The 14,157-nt window shown below is 70.9% G+C and carries 15 protein-coding genes; 10 read left to right on the top strand and 5 right to left on the bottom strand.

Annotated features, from left to right (window positions below; genetic code table 11):
- The first annotated feature begins 3 nt into the window (after positions 1-3).
- The 3 genes from alr to tsaE are packed head-to-tail and all read left to right on the top strand — an operon-like array spanning position 4 to position 2,991.
- On the top strand, positions 4-1,269 hold the full coding sequence (alr, locus tag ACIRRY_RS24890; RefSeq protein WP_403976525.1) for an alanine racemase: 1,266 nt from the start codon (positions 4-6) through the stop codon (positions 1,267-1,269).
- Positions 1,266-2,504 (top strand): alpha/beta fold hydrolase, encoded by a 1,239-nt coding sequence (locus tag ACIRRY_RS24885; RefSeq protein WP_403976523.1) that lies wholly within the window; start codon positions 1,266-1,268, stop codon positions 2,502-2,504. Before alr ends, ACIRRY_RS24885 begins: the two co-directional genes overlap by 4 nt.
- A complete protein-coding gene (gene tsaE / locus ACIRRY_RS24880; RefSeq protein WP_200688076.1) occupies positions 2,470-2,991 on the top strand; it encodes a tRNA (adenosine(37)-N6)-threonylcarbamoyltransferase complex ATPase subunit type 1 TsaE in 522 nt (173 codons plus the stop codon). Before ACIRRY_RS24885 ends, tsaE begins: the two co-directional genes overlap by 35 nt.
- A gap of 419 nt (positions 2,992-3,410) precedes the next feature.
- On the opposite strand, the gene ACIRRY_RS24875 is transcribed toward tsaE, so the two are convergent.
- On the bottom strand, positions 3,411-3,968 hold the full coding sequence (locus ACIRRY_RS24875; protein ID WP_403976520.1) for a hypothetical protein: 558 nt from the start codon (positions 3,966-3,968) through the stop codon (positions 3,411-3,413).
- 143 nt (positions 3,969-4,111) lie between these two features.
- Here ACIRRY_RS24875 and tsaB point away from each other — a divergent pair, with 143 nt between their 5' ends.
- The 6 genes from tsaB to ACIRRY_RS24845 are packed head-to-tail and all read left to right on the top strand — an operon-like array spanning position 4,112 to position 7,358.
- On the top strand, positions 4,112-4,765 hold the full coding sequence (gene tsaB, locus ACIRRY_RS24870) for a tRNA (adenosine(37)-N6)-threonylcarbamoyltransferase complex dimerization subunit type 1 TsaB (RefSeq protein ID WP_403976518.1): 654 nt from the start codon (positions 4,112-4,114) through the stop codon (positions 4,763-4,765).
- Positions 4,762-5,337 carry a ribosomal protein S18-alanine N-acetyltransferase gene (rimI, locus tag ACIRRY_RS24865; protein ID WP_403976516.1) on the top strand — a complete coding sequence of 192 codons (576 nt, stop codon included), beginning with the start codon at positions 4,762-4,764 and terminating at the stop codon, positions 5,335-5,337. The genes tsaB and rimI overlap by 4 nt, the downstream gene beginning before the upstream one ends.
- Complete coding sequence (gene tsaD / locus ACIRRY_RS24860; RefSeq protein ID WP_403976514.1) at positions 5,330-6,421, top strand: tRNA (adenosine(37)-N6)-threonylcarbamoyltransferase complex transferase subunit TsaD; 1,092 nt, start codon at positions 5,330-5,332, stop codon at positions 6,419-6,421. Before rimI ends, tsaD begins: the two co-directional genes overlap by 8 nt.
- Positions 6,418-6,687: a hypothetical protein gene (locus tag ACIRRY_RS24855; protein WP_403976512.1), complete on the top strand. Its 270-nt coding sequence runs from the start codon at positions 6,418-6,420 to the stop codon at positions 6,685-6,687. Before tsaD ends, ACIRRY_RS24855 begins: the two co-directional genes overlap by 4 nt.
- 9 nt (positions 6,688-6,696) lie before the next feature.
- A complete protein-coding gene (locus ACIRRY_RS24850) occupies positions 6,697-6,969 on the top strand; it encodes a hypothetical protein (RefSeq protein ID WP_403976510.1) in 273 nt (90 codons plus the stop codon).
- Complete coding sequence (locus ACIRRY_RS24845; RefSeq protein ID WP_403976508.1) at positions 6,966-7,358, top strand: type II toxin-antitoxin system VapC family toxin; 393 nt, start codon at positions 6,966-6,968, stop codon at positions 7,356-7,358. The genes ACIRRY_RS24850 and ACIRRY_RS24845 overlap by 4 nt, the downstream gene beginning before the upstream one ends.
- A gap of 12 nt (positions 7,359-7,370) precedes the next feature.
- Here ACIRRY_RS24845 and ACIRRY_RS24840 read toward each other — a convergent pair whose 3' ends face one another.
- The 4 genes from ACIRRY_RS24840 to ACIRRY_RS24825 are packed head-to-tail and all read right to left on the bottom strand — an operon-like array spanning position 7,371 to position 12,822.
- Positions 7,371-9,677 carry a glycoside hydrolase family 3 N-terminal domain-containing protein gene (locus ACIRRY_RS24840; RefSeq protein ID WP_403976506.1) on the bottom strand — a complete coding sequence of 769 codons (2,307 nt, stop codon included), beginning with the start codon at positions 9,675-9,677 and terminating at the stop codon, positions 7,371-7,373.
- Between the two features lie 49 nt (positions 9,678-9,726).
- On the bottom strand, positions 9,727-10,626 hold the full coding sequence (locus ACIRRY_RS24835; protein ID WP_403976504.1) for a carbohydrate ABC transporter permease: 900 nt from the start codon (positions 10,624-10,626) through the stop codon (positions 9,727-9,729).
- A 4-nt stretch (positions 10,627-10,630) separates the two neighbouring features.
- A complete protein-coding gene (locus ACIRRY_RS24830) occupies positions 10,631-11,446 on the bottom strand; it encodes a carbohydrate ABC transporter permease (protein ID WP_403976990.1) in 816 nt (271 codons plus the stop codon).
- Between the two features lie 47 nt (positions 11,447-11,493).
- Positions 11,494-12,822, bottom strand: a complete 1,329-nt coding sequence (locus ACIRRY_RS24825; protein ID WP_403976502.1) for an ABC transporter substrate-binding protein — start codon at positions 12,820-12,822, stop codon at positions 11,494-11,496.
- A 117-nt stretch (positions 12,823-12,939) separates the two neighbouring features.
- Between ACIRRY_RS24825 and ACIRRY_RS24820 the strand changes: the two genes are divergently transcribed.
- Complete coding sequence (locus ACIRRY_RS24820; RefSeq protein ID WP_403976500.1) at positions 12,940-14,028, top strand: LacI family DNA-binding transcriptional regulator; 1,089 nt, start codon at positions 12,940-12,942, stop codon at positions 14,026-14,028.
- The last annotated feature ends 129 nt before the right edge of the window (positions 14,029-14,157 follow it).

Raw genomic sequence — 14,157 nt, 5'->3', positions numbered from 1 at the left:
GCCATGAATGAGACAGCCGCTCGACCCACCGCACCGCTGCGCGCCCGCGCCGAGATCGATCTGGGCGCCCTGCGGGCCAATGTGCGGGCCCTGCGCGCCCTCGCGCCGGGCGCGGCCCTCATGGCCGTCGTGAAGTCCGACGCGTACGGCCATGGGGCGGTGCCCTGCGCGCGTGCGGCGGTACAGGCCGGGGCGACCTGGCTCGGTACGGCCACGCCCGAAGAGGCCCTCGACCTGCGGGCCCGCGCCGGGCTGCCCGACGGCGTGCGGATCATGTGCTGGCTGTGGACCCCGGGCGGACCCTGGCGGCAGGCCGTCGAGGCCGACCTCGACGTGTCGGTCAGCGGGATGTGGGCCCTGGAGGAAGTCACCGGAGCCGCCCGCGCCGCCGGACTCCCCGCGCGCGTGCATCTCAAGGCCGACACGGGGCTCGGGCGCAACGGGTGCCAGCCCGGCGACGACTGGGCCGAACTCGTCGGGGCCGCCCTGCGCGCGGAGGCGGCCGGGCTGCTCCGGATCACCGGACTCTGGTCGCACTTCGCCTGCGCCGACGAACCAGGGCACCCCTCCATCGACGCCCAACTCGCCCTCTTCCACGAGATGGTCGCCTACGCGGAGGAGCAGGGCGTGCGCCCCGAGGTGCGGCACATCGCCAACTCGCCCGCCACGCTCACCCGTCCGGACTCGCACTTCGACCTCGTCCGCACCGGCATCGCCGTCTACGGCATCTCGCCCAGCCCGGAGGTGGGCTCCTCGGCCGACCTCGGACTGCGGCCGGTGATGACCCTGAAGGCGTCCGTCGCCCTGGTGAAGCAGGTGGCGGGCGGGCACGGCGTCAGTTACGGCCACCACTACGTCACTCCGGGCACGACGACCCTCGGACTCATCCCCGTCGGTTACGCCGACGGCATCCCGCGGCACGCCTCCGGCAGCGGTCCGGTACTGGTCGGCGGGAAGTGGCGGACCGTCGCGGGCCGGGTCGCCATGGACCAGTTCGTCGTGGACCTGGGAGGGGACGAGCCGGAGGCCGGTGCGGAGGCGATCCTCTTCGGGGCCGGTGACCATGGTGAGCCCACCGCCGAGGACTGGGCGCAGGCCGCGGGCACCATCGCCTACGAGATCGTGACCCGCATCGGAACACGCGTTCCCCGCGTCCACGTCAATGAGGTCGTCCACGAGATCGTCCCCGAGGTCGTCCACCAGGTCCTCCCCGGGTATGAGGGAGACGACGTAGCGCAGGGTTCTGACGTGAAGAGGAGCGGCACGTGAGCGAGAGCAGTGCGGAGGCGGTCGCCGCGGTCGCCTCCGCCGCCACGGGGGCGGCCGGGAACTGGCGCAAGGCCACCGGTATCGCCGGCGCCGCGATAGGGGTGATCGCCGCCGGGGCCGCCGCCGGTGTCGCCATAGAGCGGATGACCGTAGGACGCGGCATGCGGGAGCGGGCCCGGCTAGCGCTCGACTCCACGGGACCGTACGGCTCGCTGCGCGGCACCCCCGGCACGGCGCGGGCCGACGACGGCACCGAGCTGTACTACGAGATCGACGACATCGAGCCGGCCGCCGCCGTGACCCCGAAGCGCCGCCGGCTCTTCGGGCGCAAGGCGCCCGCCCCCGTCACCGTCGTCTTCAGCCACGGCTACTGCCTCAACCAGGACTCCTGGCACTTCCAGCGGGCGGCCCTGCGCGGGGTCGTGCGGACCGTGCACTGGGACCAGCGGAGTCATGGGCGTTCCGCGCGCGGAGTGGCGCAGCTGGAAGACGACATGCCGCTCACCATCGACCAGTTGGGGCGCGACCTGAAGGCCGTGATCGACGCGGCCGTGCCCGAGGGGCCGATCGTGCTCGTCGGGCACTCCATGGGCGGCATGACGGTGATGGCCCTCGCCGACCAGTACCCCGAGCTGATCCACGACCGGGTCGTCGCCACCGCCTTCGTCGGTACGTCCTCCGGGCGGCTCGGCGAGGTCAACTTCGGGCTGCCGGTCGCCGGGGTCAACGCGGTACGGCGGGTGCTGCCCGGTGTGCTGAAGGCGCTCGGGCAGCAGGCCGCGCTGGTGGAGCGGGGGCGGCGGGCCACCGCCGATCTGTTCGCCGGGATCATCAAGCGGTACTCGTTCGCCTCGCGGGACGTCGATCCGGCGGTCGCGCGGTTCGCCGAGCGGATGATCGAGGGCACGCCCATCGATGTCGTCGCCGAGTTCTACCCGGCGTTCACCGACCACGACAAGACCGCCGCCCTCACCCACTTCAAGGACATGCCGGTGCTCGTGCTCGCCGGGATCGGCGATCTCGTCACGCCCAGTGAGCACAGCGAGGCCATCGCCGACCTGCTGCCGGACGCCGAGCTGGTGCTCGTGCCGGACGCCGGGCACCTGGTCATGCTGGAGCACCCGGAGGTGGTCACCGACCGCCTCGCCGACCTGCTCACCCGCGCCGGGGCCGTGCCGGCAGGGGCTACCGTAAGCGGCTATGGAAGCACCAGCAGCACCGCACAACGCGGCTGAGCCCCTGTCCGTATCGATCACCGTCAACTCCCCCGAACAGATGCGGGAGTTGGGGCGTCGCCTCGCCAAGCTGCTGCGCGCGGGCGACCTCGTGATGCTCACGGGCGAGCTGGGCGCCGGCAAGACGACACTCACCCGGGGGCTGGGGGAGGGGCTCGGCGTCCGGGGGGCGGTGACCTCGCCGACGTTCGTGATCGCCCGCGTGCATCCCTCGCTGGGGGAGGGGCCGCCGCTGGTCCATGTCGACGCGTATCGGCTGAGCGGCGGGCTCGACGACATGGAGGACCTGGATCTCGATGTCTCGCTGCCCGAGTCCGTGATCGTCGTGGAGTGGGGTGAGGGGAAGGTCGAGGAGTTGACGGACGACCGGCTGTCCCTCGTCATCCACCGGGCCGTCGGTGACACCGTGGACGAGGTACGGCATGTCACCGTCACCGGGCTCGGCGCGCGGTGGGCCTCCGTCGAACTGGGTGTGCTCGGGGGCTGACCGGGTGGGGTGAGCGGTGTGGGTTCCGACAAGGTGTCGGCAAGATGTTGCGTTCGGGGTCTCGGGCGTGGTCACATGGTATCCGGTGTGTAGTTAGGTCTACCTAACTACGTCTGCCCCCGGCTTCCAGGAGGCGTCCATGTCGGCTTCAGAGAACGAGCGTCAGCAGCCGCGGCCGTATGTGTTCGCCGGGGTGTCCATGCGGGAGTTGTTGGCGGCGGGGGTTGCCGCGAGGGCCGTTTCCACGCCACCGCGGGCTCCTGGGGCTGCGCCTGTTGAGCCTCGTAAAGCCGCGTAGTCGTTTGGCTGCGGGGCGGTGGGGGCTGGTCGCGCCCACGCGGCGGAGCCGCATATCGATACAGCCCCGCGCCCCTGGGACGCGCCCCTGCGGGGCGCGATCCCAATCAAGGCGATCTCGCTCAGCGGATGACGACGATGCTCTGGCCGATCGTCGCGAACTCCCACATCGCCTTGCCGTCGTCCGGTGATTCGCGGATGCCGCCCGACTTGTTCATGGGGTCGGGTTCGTCCGTCGCGCCGCTGACCGCCACGCTGAAGCCGATCGCGACGTTGTCCGCGTTCGTGAAGCGGACCACGTGCTGGATGGGGGTGCCGTCGGTGCCGGTGATCGCGTTCGAGCGGGAGCTGACCGGATAGGTGCCCGTGGGCGGGTCCACCGTGCCGGGGGTGACCTTGAACGTGCGGTTGACCTTGTCGTTCTCGGCGACCAGCCACACCCGGTCGTCGTCCACCGAGTACACGACCCGCTCGCCCTTGCCGGAGCCGGCCGGCAGCGCGGTGGGGTTCTTCTTGTCGCGCGGCACCTTCGAGGCGGCCACCGCGGGCGCGGCGCTCGCGCGGGCCGAGCTTCCCAGCCCCGCCGGGACGCTCGCCGACGCCTGGTAGGCGAGGAAACCGACCGTGGCGACGGCCGCCACGGTGAGCCCGGCCACGATTCCCGAGCTGCTGCCGGCCATCGGCGCCCACCTCCGCGTCTCGTACGTCCTGTGACGGTGTCCCGTACGTCCTGTAAGTCCGGTGACCCTAGGTGACCGTAGCAGCCGGGACCGGGCCGACCGGGGCGGCCGTGCTCACGGCGTCGGAGCCGTAGGCTGTTTGCGTGCTCTTGCTCGCTCTGGATACCGCCACCCCCGCCGTCACCGTCGCCCTGCACGACGGCGAGGCCGTCATCGCCTCGTCGAGTCAGGTGGACGCGCGGCGCCACGGTGAGCTGCTGCTCCCGGCCGTCGACCACGTGCTCACCGACGCGGGGCTCACGCTCGACGCCGTCACGGGAATCGTCGTGGGCATCGGCCCCGGCCCCTACACCGGGCTGCGCGTCGGGCTGATGACCGCCGACACCTTCGGGCTCGCGCTCGGCGTGCCCGTGCACGGTGTGTGCACGCTGGACGGCCTCGCCTACGCCGCCGACCTCGACGGCCCCTTCGTGGTGGCCACCGACGCGCGGCGCAAGGAGGTCTACTGGGCGCGCTACGCCGACTCCCGCACCCGGGTCACCGACCCGGCCGTGGACCGGCCCGCCGAGATCACCGACCAGGTCGCGGGGCTGCCCGCCGTCGGCGCCGGTGCGCTGCTCTACCCGGACACCTTCCCGTCCGCCCACGAGCCGCAGCACGTGTCCGCCGCCGCGCTCGCCGCCCTGGCCGCCGAGAGACTGGCGGCGGGCGTCGAACTCCCCGAGCCCCGGCCGCTGTACCTGCGCCGTCCCGACGCGCAGGTGCCCAAGAACTACAAGGTGGTCACCCCGAAGTGACCGAAACCGTGAGCCCTCGACTGCGCGAGATGCGCTGGTGGGACATCGATCCCGTGCTGGAACTGGAGAAGGACCTCTTCCCCGAGGACGCCTGGTCCCGGGGCATGTTCTGGTCCGAACTCGCGCATGCGCGGGGGGCCGAGGCGACGCGCCGGTACCTGGTCGCGGAGGTGACCGGCGAGGAGTACGAGAGCGGCGTCCGGGTCGTCGGATACGCGGGCCTCGCCACGACAGGTGCTGAGTCTGATGGCGGCTCCGCCGCGGGGGCCGACATCCAGACCATCGCCGTGGCCCGCGACCACTGGGGCACCGGCCTCGGCTCCACCCTCCTCACCGAACTCCTCACCGCGGCGAGCGAGTTCGAGTGTGCCGAGGTCATGCTCGAATGCCGGGTCGACAACATCCGCGCACAGAAGCTCTACGAGCGCTTCGGCTTCGCGCCCATCGGGTTCCGGCGCGGCTACTACCAGCCGGGCAACGTCGACGCCCTGGTGATGCGCCTGACCACAGATCCCGAGAGCGGCTCCGCCGAGGGAACGACTCCCGTACAAGGAACCGAGATTCATGGCTGACGAACCGCTCGTCCTCGGCATCGAGACCTCCTGCGACGAGACCGGCGTCGGCATCGTCCGCGGCCACACCCTGCTCGCGGACGCGATCGCCTCCAGCGTCGACGAGCACGCCCGCTTCGGCGGGGTCGTACCGGAAGTGGCGTCCCGCGCCCATCTGGAGGCGATGGTCCCGACGATCCAGCGCGCGCTGAAGGACGCGGGTGTGAGCGCGCGCGACCTCGACGGCATCGCGGTCACGGCGGGCCCGGGGCTCGCGGGCGCGCTCCTGGTCGGCGTCTCGGCGGCGAAGGCGTACGCCTACGCGCTGGGCAAGCCGCTCTACGGCGTGAACCACCTCGCCTCCCACATCTGCGTGGACCAGTTGGAGCACGGCCCGCTGCCGGAGCCGACGATGGCGCTGCTGGTGTCCGGCGGTCACTCCTCCCTCCTCCTCTCCTCGGACATCACCTCGGACGTACGGCCGCTGGGCGCGACGATCGACGACGCGGCGGGCGAGGCCTTCGACAAGATCGCGCGCGTCCTGAACCTCGGTTTCCCGGGCGGCCCGGTCATCGACCGGTACGCGAAGGAGGGCGACCCCACGGCGATCACGTTCCCGCGCGGACTGACCGGGCCGCGCGACCCGGCGTACGACTTCTCCTTCTCCGGGCTGAAGACGTCCGTGGCCCGCTGGATCGAGGCGAAGCGGGCGGCGGGGGAGGACGTGCCGGTGCGCGATGTGTCGGCGTCCTTCCAGGAGGCGGTCGTCGACGTACTGACCCGCAAGGCCGTACGGGCCTGCAAGGACGAGGGCGTCGACCACCTGATGATCGGCGGCGGCGTCGCCGCGAACTCGCGGCTGCGGGCGTTGGCGGCGGAGCGCTGCGAGGCGGCCGGCATCCGGCTGCGCGTCCCGCGCCCGAAGCTGTGCACGGACAACGGCGCGATGGTCGCCGCGCTGGGCGCGGAGATGGTGGCCCGCAACCGCACCCCCTCGGACTGGGACCTCTCGGCGGACTCCTCGCTGCCGGTCACGGAAACGCACGTCCCCGGCCACTCCCACGACCACGTGCACGAGGTTGCCAAGGAGAACCTGTACTCGTGACGGTCGCGCTGATGTGGGAGGCCCGGGCGGTCGAGGGACGGGGAGAGGAACTGCTCGCCTGGGCACGGGTGCAGCGGCTGCCGTCCGATCCTCTGCGCCGGGAGTTCCTCCGCGCCCCCCAGGACCGCGTCCTCGTCATCACGTGGTGGGACGCGGAGTACGACGCCGATCTGCCCGAACTCCCTGAGCCGGAGGGGGAGTTGGTCATGCGGGCGGTGCATCGGTGGCGGTTCGAGTCGGTGGGCGAACAACAAGGGTTTTATTAAGGTGAGGCCGTGGCTGATTCTCCCCTGCCCGGTGAAGGTCCCGTCCGCCCGGTGTCGGTGTCGCTCCACGAGGGCACCATCGCCGCCCTGAAGGAGCGCACCGGCAAGCGGGGCATGTCCGCCTACGTCGAAGCGCTCATCCAACGCCAACTGGAGCGGGACCGGCTGCGTGAACTGATCGAGGACGCGGAGGCCGTGCACGGCCCGGTGGACCCGGCCGCGGTCGAGGCCAAGCGGGCCGTCCTGCGCGGTGGCTCGGCAGGTTCGGCCGACGCCGCGTGAGCGGCACGCTCGTCCTCGACCGCGAGGGCCTGTCCAAACTCGTCCGCCGCACGCCGGAACTCACCGAGTGGCTCGCCGCGGCCGAGGCCGATGACATCCGCGTGGTCGTCAGCTCGGTGACTCTCGTGGAGGCCCGCGACCTCAGGACCCACCAAGCCCGCTTCGACCACGCCGTCTCGCGCGTCAATGTCGTCCCGCCCAGCGAAGCGATCGCCCGCCGGGCGAGCACGCTCCTCGCTTCGGCCGGTCTGCACGGGCACGAATACGCCCTCGATGCGATCGTCGCCGCGACGGCGCTCGCCTCGCCCGCGCCCGTCACCGTGCTCACCTCGGACCCCGAGGACCTTCGCGATCTGTGCGGCGCCGGTGTCCAAGTGATCAAGGTCTGACCTGCGTGGGTGTCATACCTGGGCCCGCACCTCCGTCTCGCACACCAACCTGCGATCCGTACCGACCTCCCGCACCGGCCCAGTGACATTCAGCCGAGCCGTATGCCGCACGTCCGCGCTGGAAACCCCCAACCTCAGCTCCAGCACCCCCGGTTCAACCACCCGCCGCCCCGAACGATCGGTGAACGCCGACAGGTCCGAGTGGAAGTGGAGGGTCACCCGGGATGCCTCGCCCGGGCCCAACTCCAGCCGCTGGTAAGCGATCAGGCGGACGTCCGGGCGGGTCACCGAGGCCACCGGGTCGTGCAGGTAGAGCTGGACGACCTCCGTACCCGCCCGGTCGCCCGTGTTGCGGACGGTGAGCGACAGGTCGTAGGAGCCGTCCGTGCCGATCTCCAACTCCCCTGATTCGGCGGGCTCCCACGCGAACGTCGTGTACGAGCGGCCGTGGCCGAAGGGGTACAGCGGGGTCGGGTCGAGGTTGCTGACCTCGTCGGCGAGGCCCAGTGGGGGTTGGAGGTACGTCCATGGTTGGCCGCCGGGCATGTGCGGGACGCTCACCGGGAGGCGGCCCGACGGGTTGACGCGGCCCGACAGCACTCCCGCCACCGCCGGGCCGCCCTCCTCGCCCGGGAAGAACGCCTGGACCACCGCGCCCAGTCGGCCCTGCCAACGGCCCAGCGCGTACGGGCGGCCGGTCAGCAGGACCAGGACCACCGGGACGCCCGTCGACAGCAGGGCGTCCAGCAAGTCGGCCTGGACACCCGGGAGTCGGAGGTCCGCCACATCGCAGCCCTCGCCGGACGTGCCGCGTCCGAACAGGCCCGCGCGGTCGCCCAGCACCGCCACGCACACATCCGCCTCGGACGCCCGCGCGACCGCCTCCTCGAAACCGCTCGTGTCCGGGCCGGAGACGTCACACCCCTCCGCGAACGTCGCCTTGGCGTCCGGGAGTTCGGCCCGCAGCGCCTCCAGTACGGTGGGAATCCCAATGCCCATGGGCACCTCGGGATGGTGCGTACCCACATGGGACGGGAACGAGTAGCAGCCGAGCATGGCGAGGGCGTCCGCCGCCCTGGGACCCACCACCGCGATCCGCGCTTCGGGCGGCAACGGCAGCAACCCGTCCGGGTTGTCCAGCAACACCACCGATTCCTCGGCCAGTTGACGCGCCAGCGCGCGGTTCGCCGGTGAGTCGAGGTCGATACGCCCGGTCGGCTCCGGCGACCAGTCCTCGTCCAGGAGCCCCAACTCGGCCTTCTGCAGCAGCACTCGACGCGCCGCCCGGTCCACCAACGCCTCCGGGACCACCCCCGCCCGCACCGCCTCCACCAACGGCTTCCCGTAGCACTTCACCGTCGGCAGCTCCACGTCGATCCCCGCCGCCAGCGCCGCGTGCGCCGCCTGCGCCGGGCTGCCCGCCACCCGGTGCAGCGTCTCCAGGAAGCCGATGCCGAAGTAGTCCGCGACCACCGTCCCCGTGAACCCCCAGTCCTCGCGCAGAAGTTGGGTCAAGAGGGCGGGGTCGGCCGACGCGGGCACGCCGTCCGTCTCGTTGTACGCCGCCATCACCGACCGCGCCCCGCCCTCCCGCAGCGCCATCTCGAACGGCGGCAGCGTCACGTCCGCCAACTCCCGCACCCCCGCCCGCACCGGCGCCAGATTCCGCGCCCCCACCGACGACGCGTACCCGGCGAAGTGCTTCAGCGTCGCGACGACCCCGGCCGACTCAAGACCCCGTACATACGCGGCACCGATCGTCCCCACCAGATACGGATCCTCGCCGATCGTCTCCTCCACCCGCCCCCACCGCGGATCCCGTACGACGTCCAGCACCGGGGCGAGCCCCTGGTGGACGCCCACCGCCCGCAGGTCCGCGCCGATACGCCGGGCCATCTCCTCGACCAGCCCCGGATCGAAGCTCGCGCCCCACGCCAACGGCACCGGATACGCCGTCGCACCCCAGGCCGTGAACCCCGCCAGGCACTCCTCGTGGGCGATCGCCGGGATGCCGAAGCGGCTCGCGGCGGCGATCCGCCGTTGCGCGCGGGCGAGCGCCTGCGCGCCCAACTCCGGTTCCACCGGCGCCGTACCGAAGGAACGGGTGAGCTGGCCAAGACCCTGGGTGATCAGTTCGGCCCAGTCGTACTCCGAGGTCATCTCCCGCTGGAGCGGGGCGACTCCGTCGCCGTCCGTGGCGGCGCCCACCCACACGCCGTAGAGCTGGGCGGTCTTCTCCTCCAGGGTCATCCGGGCGAGCAGGTCGTCGACGCGGGCGGCGGCGGGCAGGGCGGGGTCGCGCCAGGGGGCGGTGGTCATGAAACTCCTGTCAGAGAACGGGGGTTCGGCTTCCGGGGGGGCGTTGATCTCACTTGCCGCCCACGCCCATCAGGCCGCCGACCAGGGCGCGCCGGGCCACCAGGTACACGGCGAAGATCGGGATGCCGGAGAGGACGACCGAGGCGAGCAGGGCCGGGATGTTCACGCCGAACTGGCTGACGTAGTTGAAGAGTCCGAGGGTGAGGACGCGGGGGCCGTCGGACTGGGTGAAGATCAGCGGGAAGAGGAAGCCGTTCCAGGCCTGGAGCGCCGTGTAGATGACGACCGTGCTGATACCGCCCTTGGTCAGCGGGATGACCAACTGGAACAGCATCCGGGTCGCCGAGGCCCCGTCGAGCGCCATCGCCTCGTACAGGTCCTCCGAGATGTCCCGCAGCGTGCCGGTCAGGACCAGCACGGAGACCGGCATCGCGAAGGCCGCGGTGGGGAGGATCACCGCCAACAGGCTGTCGTAGAGGTTGAGTTTGGCGATCATCAGGTACAGGGGGACGACTACGGCTTGGGCCGGGATCGCCACCCCCAGCAGGAACAGGCGGAAGGCCGCGCTCGACCAGACCGTGCGGGTGCGGACGGCCACGTAGGCGAGCGGCACGCACAGCACGAGCACGATGCCTACGACCGCCGCCGCGACCAGTGCCGTGTTCGTGAGGAAGTGGCCGAAGCCGTTGTGCAGGACGGTGTTGTAGTTGGCGAAGGTCGGATCGGTGGGCGGCTTCAGGGCGTTGTTGCCGAGGGCCTTGTCCTGGCGGGTGAGGGAGGCCGAGATCATCGCGTAGATCGGGACGATGACGACGGCCAGCCAGAGGAGGGAACCGAGGCCGGCGAGGGGGTTGGGGCGGCGGGTCCAGTGGCGGCGCCTTCGGGTGCGCGGGGGTTCCACGGGCTCCTCCGTCGCCTCCACCGGACGCGGCAACGTGTCATGTGACACTCCGTCACATCCCTTCGCGGGTACTGCGCATGGCGCCGAAACCGGTGAGCCTGACCAGGACGAGGGAGAGCGCGGTGGCCATGACGACCAGGAAGGTCGCGATCGCGCTCGCGTAGCCGAAGTCGTAGCTCTTGAAGCCGGCTTCGTACATCAGGTACGGCAGGATCGCCGTGTCCGTGCCGGGGCCGCCCTGGGTGAGGATCAGGACGGTCTCGAAGTAGGTGAGCGAGCCGACGATCATCAGCACGCTGGAGGTCGTGGCCGTGTTGCGGAGCTGGGGCAGCGTGATCGAGAAGAACTGTCGATAGCGGCCCGCGCCGTCAATCGCCGCCGCCTGGTAGAGGACTTCGGGGATCTGGCGGGCCCCGCCCTGGTAGATCAAGGTGTGGAAGGGGATGAACTGCCACCCCCCGACGAACACGATCGCGAGGAACGCCCCGCTCGTCGAGCCGAGGGTGTCCTGGTGGATGACACCGAAGTTGGGGTCCAGCAGCGCGTAGAAGAGCAGCGCGATCGCCGTCGAGGACAGCAGGAACGGCACGAAGAAGATCGCGGAGAGAACGGCCCGGTTGCGCTGGCGCCCCGCCGCCCAGACCCCGAGCAACAGCGACACCACCGTCTGGAACGCCCAGCTCGTCACCGTCAACAGCACGGTGACGGTGAGGGATTGGGTCAGCCGGTCGTCGTGCACCAACTTCTGCCAGTTGGCGAGCCCGACCGGCTTCGGGTTGCCGAGCCCGTTCCAGGTGGTGAAGGAGAGATAGACGGCGAGGAGCATGGGGGCAACGGCGAAGAACACGAAGAACAGCACACCCGGGATCGCCCACACGGCGTGTGGGCGACCAGCCTTCGCCGCCGCACTCTGGGTCACTTGAGCCCCTTGAGCGCCGACACGAACTGCGCCGGCGAACTCTTCCCCACGAACAGCTTGTTGATCTCCGTGAGCATCGGCGTGGACACGTCCGGATCCACCGCCTGGTCCCAGCTCAACGTGAACGCCGGTGCCTGCTGCACGAGTTGGTACTGGAACTTCGCGAACTCGGGGTTGGGGGAGGAGTCCAGCAACTTCTCCGCGTTGGAGGTCGTAGGGATGTCGCCGTTGGCGACCAGATCCTTCGCGTACGCCTCCGACGCACAGTCCCGCAGAAACGCGATCGCCGCGTCCTTGTTGCCCGTACGGGCGTTCACCGACCAGTAGTTGGTGGGATTCCCGACCACGTTTCGGATATCGCCGGCCCCGCCCTCGTACTTCGGAAACGCGAACCACCCCAGGTTCGTCTTGGCGAAGTCGGGGAACTTGCCGAGCTGCGTCGAGTACTCCCACGAGCCCATCAGATGCATCGCCGCCTTGCCCTTGGCGAAGACCGCCGGGGCGCCCCCGTTGACGTACGACACCGAACTGAAGCCCTTGCCGAACGCACCGTCGTCGATGAGCTGCTTGACCGTCTCCGCGGCCTTGAGGACGGCAGGGTCACCCCAGCCGGACGCGTCGCCGTTCTTGATCCGGTCGAAGACGTCGGGCCCGCCGATCCGGTCGACCAGGTACTCCAGCCACATCAGCTCGGGCCAGATGTCGGCCCCGCCGAGCGCGAACGGGGTGATGCCCGCCGCCTTCAGCTTCTTGTTGATGTCGAGCAACCCGGCCCAGGTGGTGGGCGGTTGGAGCTTGTGCGCGGCGAAGACCGACTTGTTGTAGAAGAGGATCACAGGCTGCATACCGCGCATCGGTATGCCGTAGTTCTTGCCCTTGAGCGCGCCCGCCGCGAGCACCGAGGGCAGGAAGCCGTCCTTGAGGACCGGGTCGGACTTGATGGTGTCGGTGAGGTCGACCAGCTGGTTCGCCTCCTGGTACGCCTTGATCGAGCCGCCGCCCCAGTTGAAGAAGACGTCCGGCGCGTTCGGCGAGCCCATCGCGGTGCGCAGCTTGGCCGGGTAGTCGGTGCCGGGCACCTTCTCCAGCTTGATCTTGCCCTTGGCCGTCTTGGCCGCCGCCGACGCGTTGAACCGGGTGACGGCCTTGACCTGCACCTTCACCGCGTCGTCGCCGTAGGTGAAGGCGGTGACCGTGCTGCTGCCGCCGGTGCTGTCACTGGAGCCGCAGGCCGTGAGGCCGGTGGTGAGCAGGGTGGTGGCACCGGCGCCGAGCACCCAGCGCCTGCTGAACGTACGCCCGCCGTTGGACGTGTTGGGATCCATAAACAGCACAGACAGCACCTCTCGTGCGAATGTTTCGAGCCGTTCTACGAATGTTCCGGGAACGTAAGGCGCGCCGGGGGGTTCGTCAAGAGGTCGCGCAGGGATACGATCGCCGCCATGACCGCCTCGGATTCCGCCGAAACCCAGACAGCGGGTCGGCCGACCCAGACCGCCACGCTCGCCGAGATCGCCCGCGAGGCCGGAGTGTCGGCTCCGACTGTTTCGAAGGTCCTCAACGGCCGCGCCGACGTCGCCCCCGCGACCCGCACCCGCGTCGAGGACCTGCTCCGCGTCTACGGCTACCGGCGGCGCCGCGCGGAGGCGACCCGCTCCCCGCTGATCGACCTGGTCTTCCACGAGCTGGAGAGCGCCTGGGCGATGGAGGTCATCCGGGGCGTGGAGAACGTGGCGCGGGACGCCGGGCTGAGCGTGGTGCTGAGCGAGAGCGCGGGACGGCTGACCCCGGGCCGCACCTGGGCCGACCAGGTCGCCGCCCGCCGTCCGCACGGTGTGATCCTGGTGCTCTCCGGGCTCGACGAGTCCCAGCGGGCGCTGCTCACCAGCCGTTCCATCCCGTTCGTGGTGATGGACCCGGCCGGCGACCCGGGCGCGGACGTGCCGTCGATCGGCGCCACGAACTGGCAGGGCGGGCTGGCCGCCACCCGGCACCTCGTCGAACTCGGCCACACCCGGATCGGCGCGATCAGCGGGCCCTCCCGGATGATGTGCAGCCGCGCCCGCGTCGACGGATACCGGGCCGCGCTGGAGACGGCCGGGCTGCCGGTCGACACCTCGCTGATCACCACCGGCGACTTCCACCACGAGGCCGGCTACCGGCTCGGGCTCGAGCTTCTCCGGCGCCCGGACCGGCCCACGGCCGTCTTCGCCGGCAACGACCTCCAGGCGCTCGGCCTGTACGAGGCCGCGCGCGAACTGGGGCTGCGCATCCCGGAGGACCTGAGCGTGGTCGGCTTCGACGATCTGCCGGTGGCGCGCTGGGTGGGCCCGCCGCTGACGACCGTACGACAGCCCCTGACCGAGATGGCCGAGGCGGCGGCGAAGCTGGTGCTCGACCTCGCGCGCGAGCCGGAGTCCTCGACGGCGGTGGGGGTCCCCCCTGGCCGAGCGAAGTCGAGGCCTTGGGGGAGGGTGGAGCTGGCGACGAGCCTGGTGGTGCGGAGCAGTACGGCGGCGCCCGCGGCGTGAGGCCGGTTGCCCGTTGTCGGTTGTTGGTTGCCGATGACACGGTGACCCGCGTGGCCTGAAGGTGACGTATTGACGAGTGGGGTGAGCCGCCCCACACTCCTCCGAAGCCAATCGGTTGCACAACCGAAA

The organism is Streptomyces sp. NPDC101776 (genome assembly GCF_044766845.1).
Taxonomy (GTDB): Bacteria; Actinomycetota; Actinomycetes; order Streptomycetales; family Streptomycetaceae; genus Streptomyces.
Note: the sequence above shows the minus strand (reverse complement) of the source record. Positions and strands in the feature narration are given on the sequence as shown.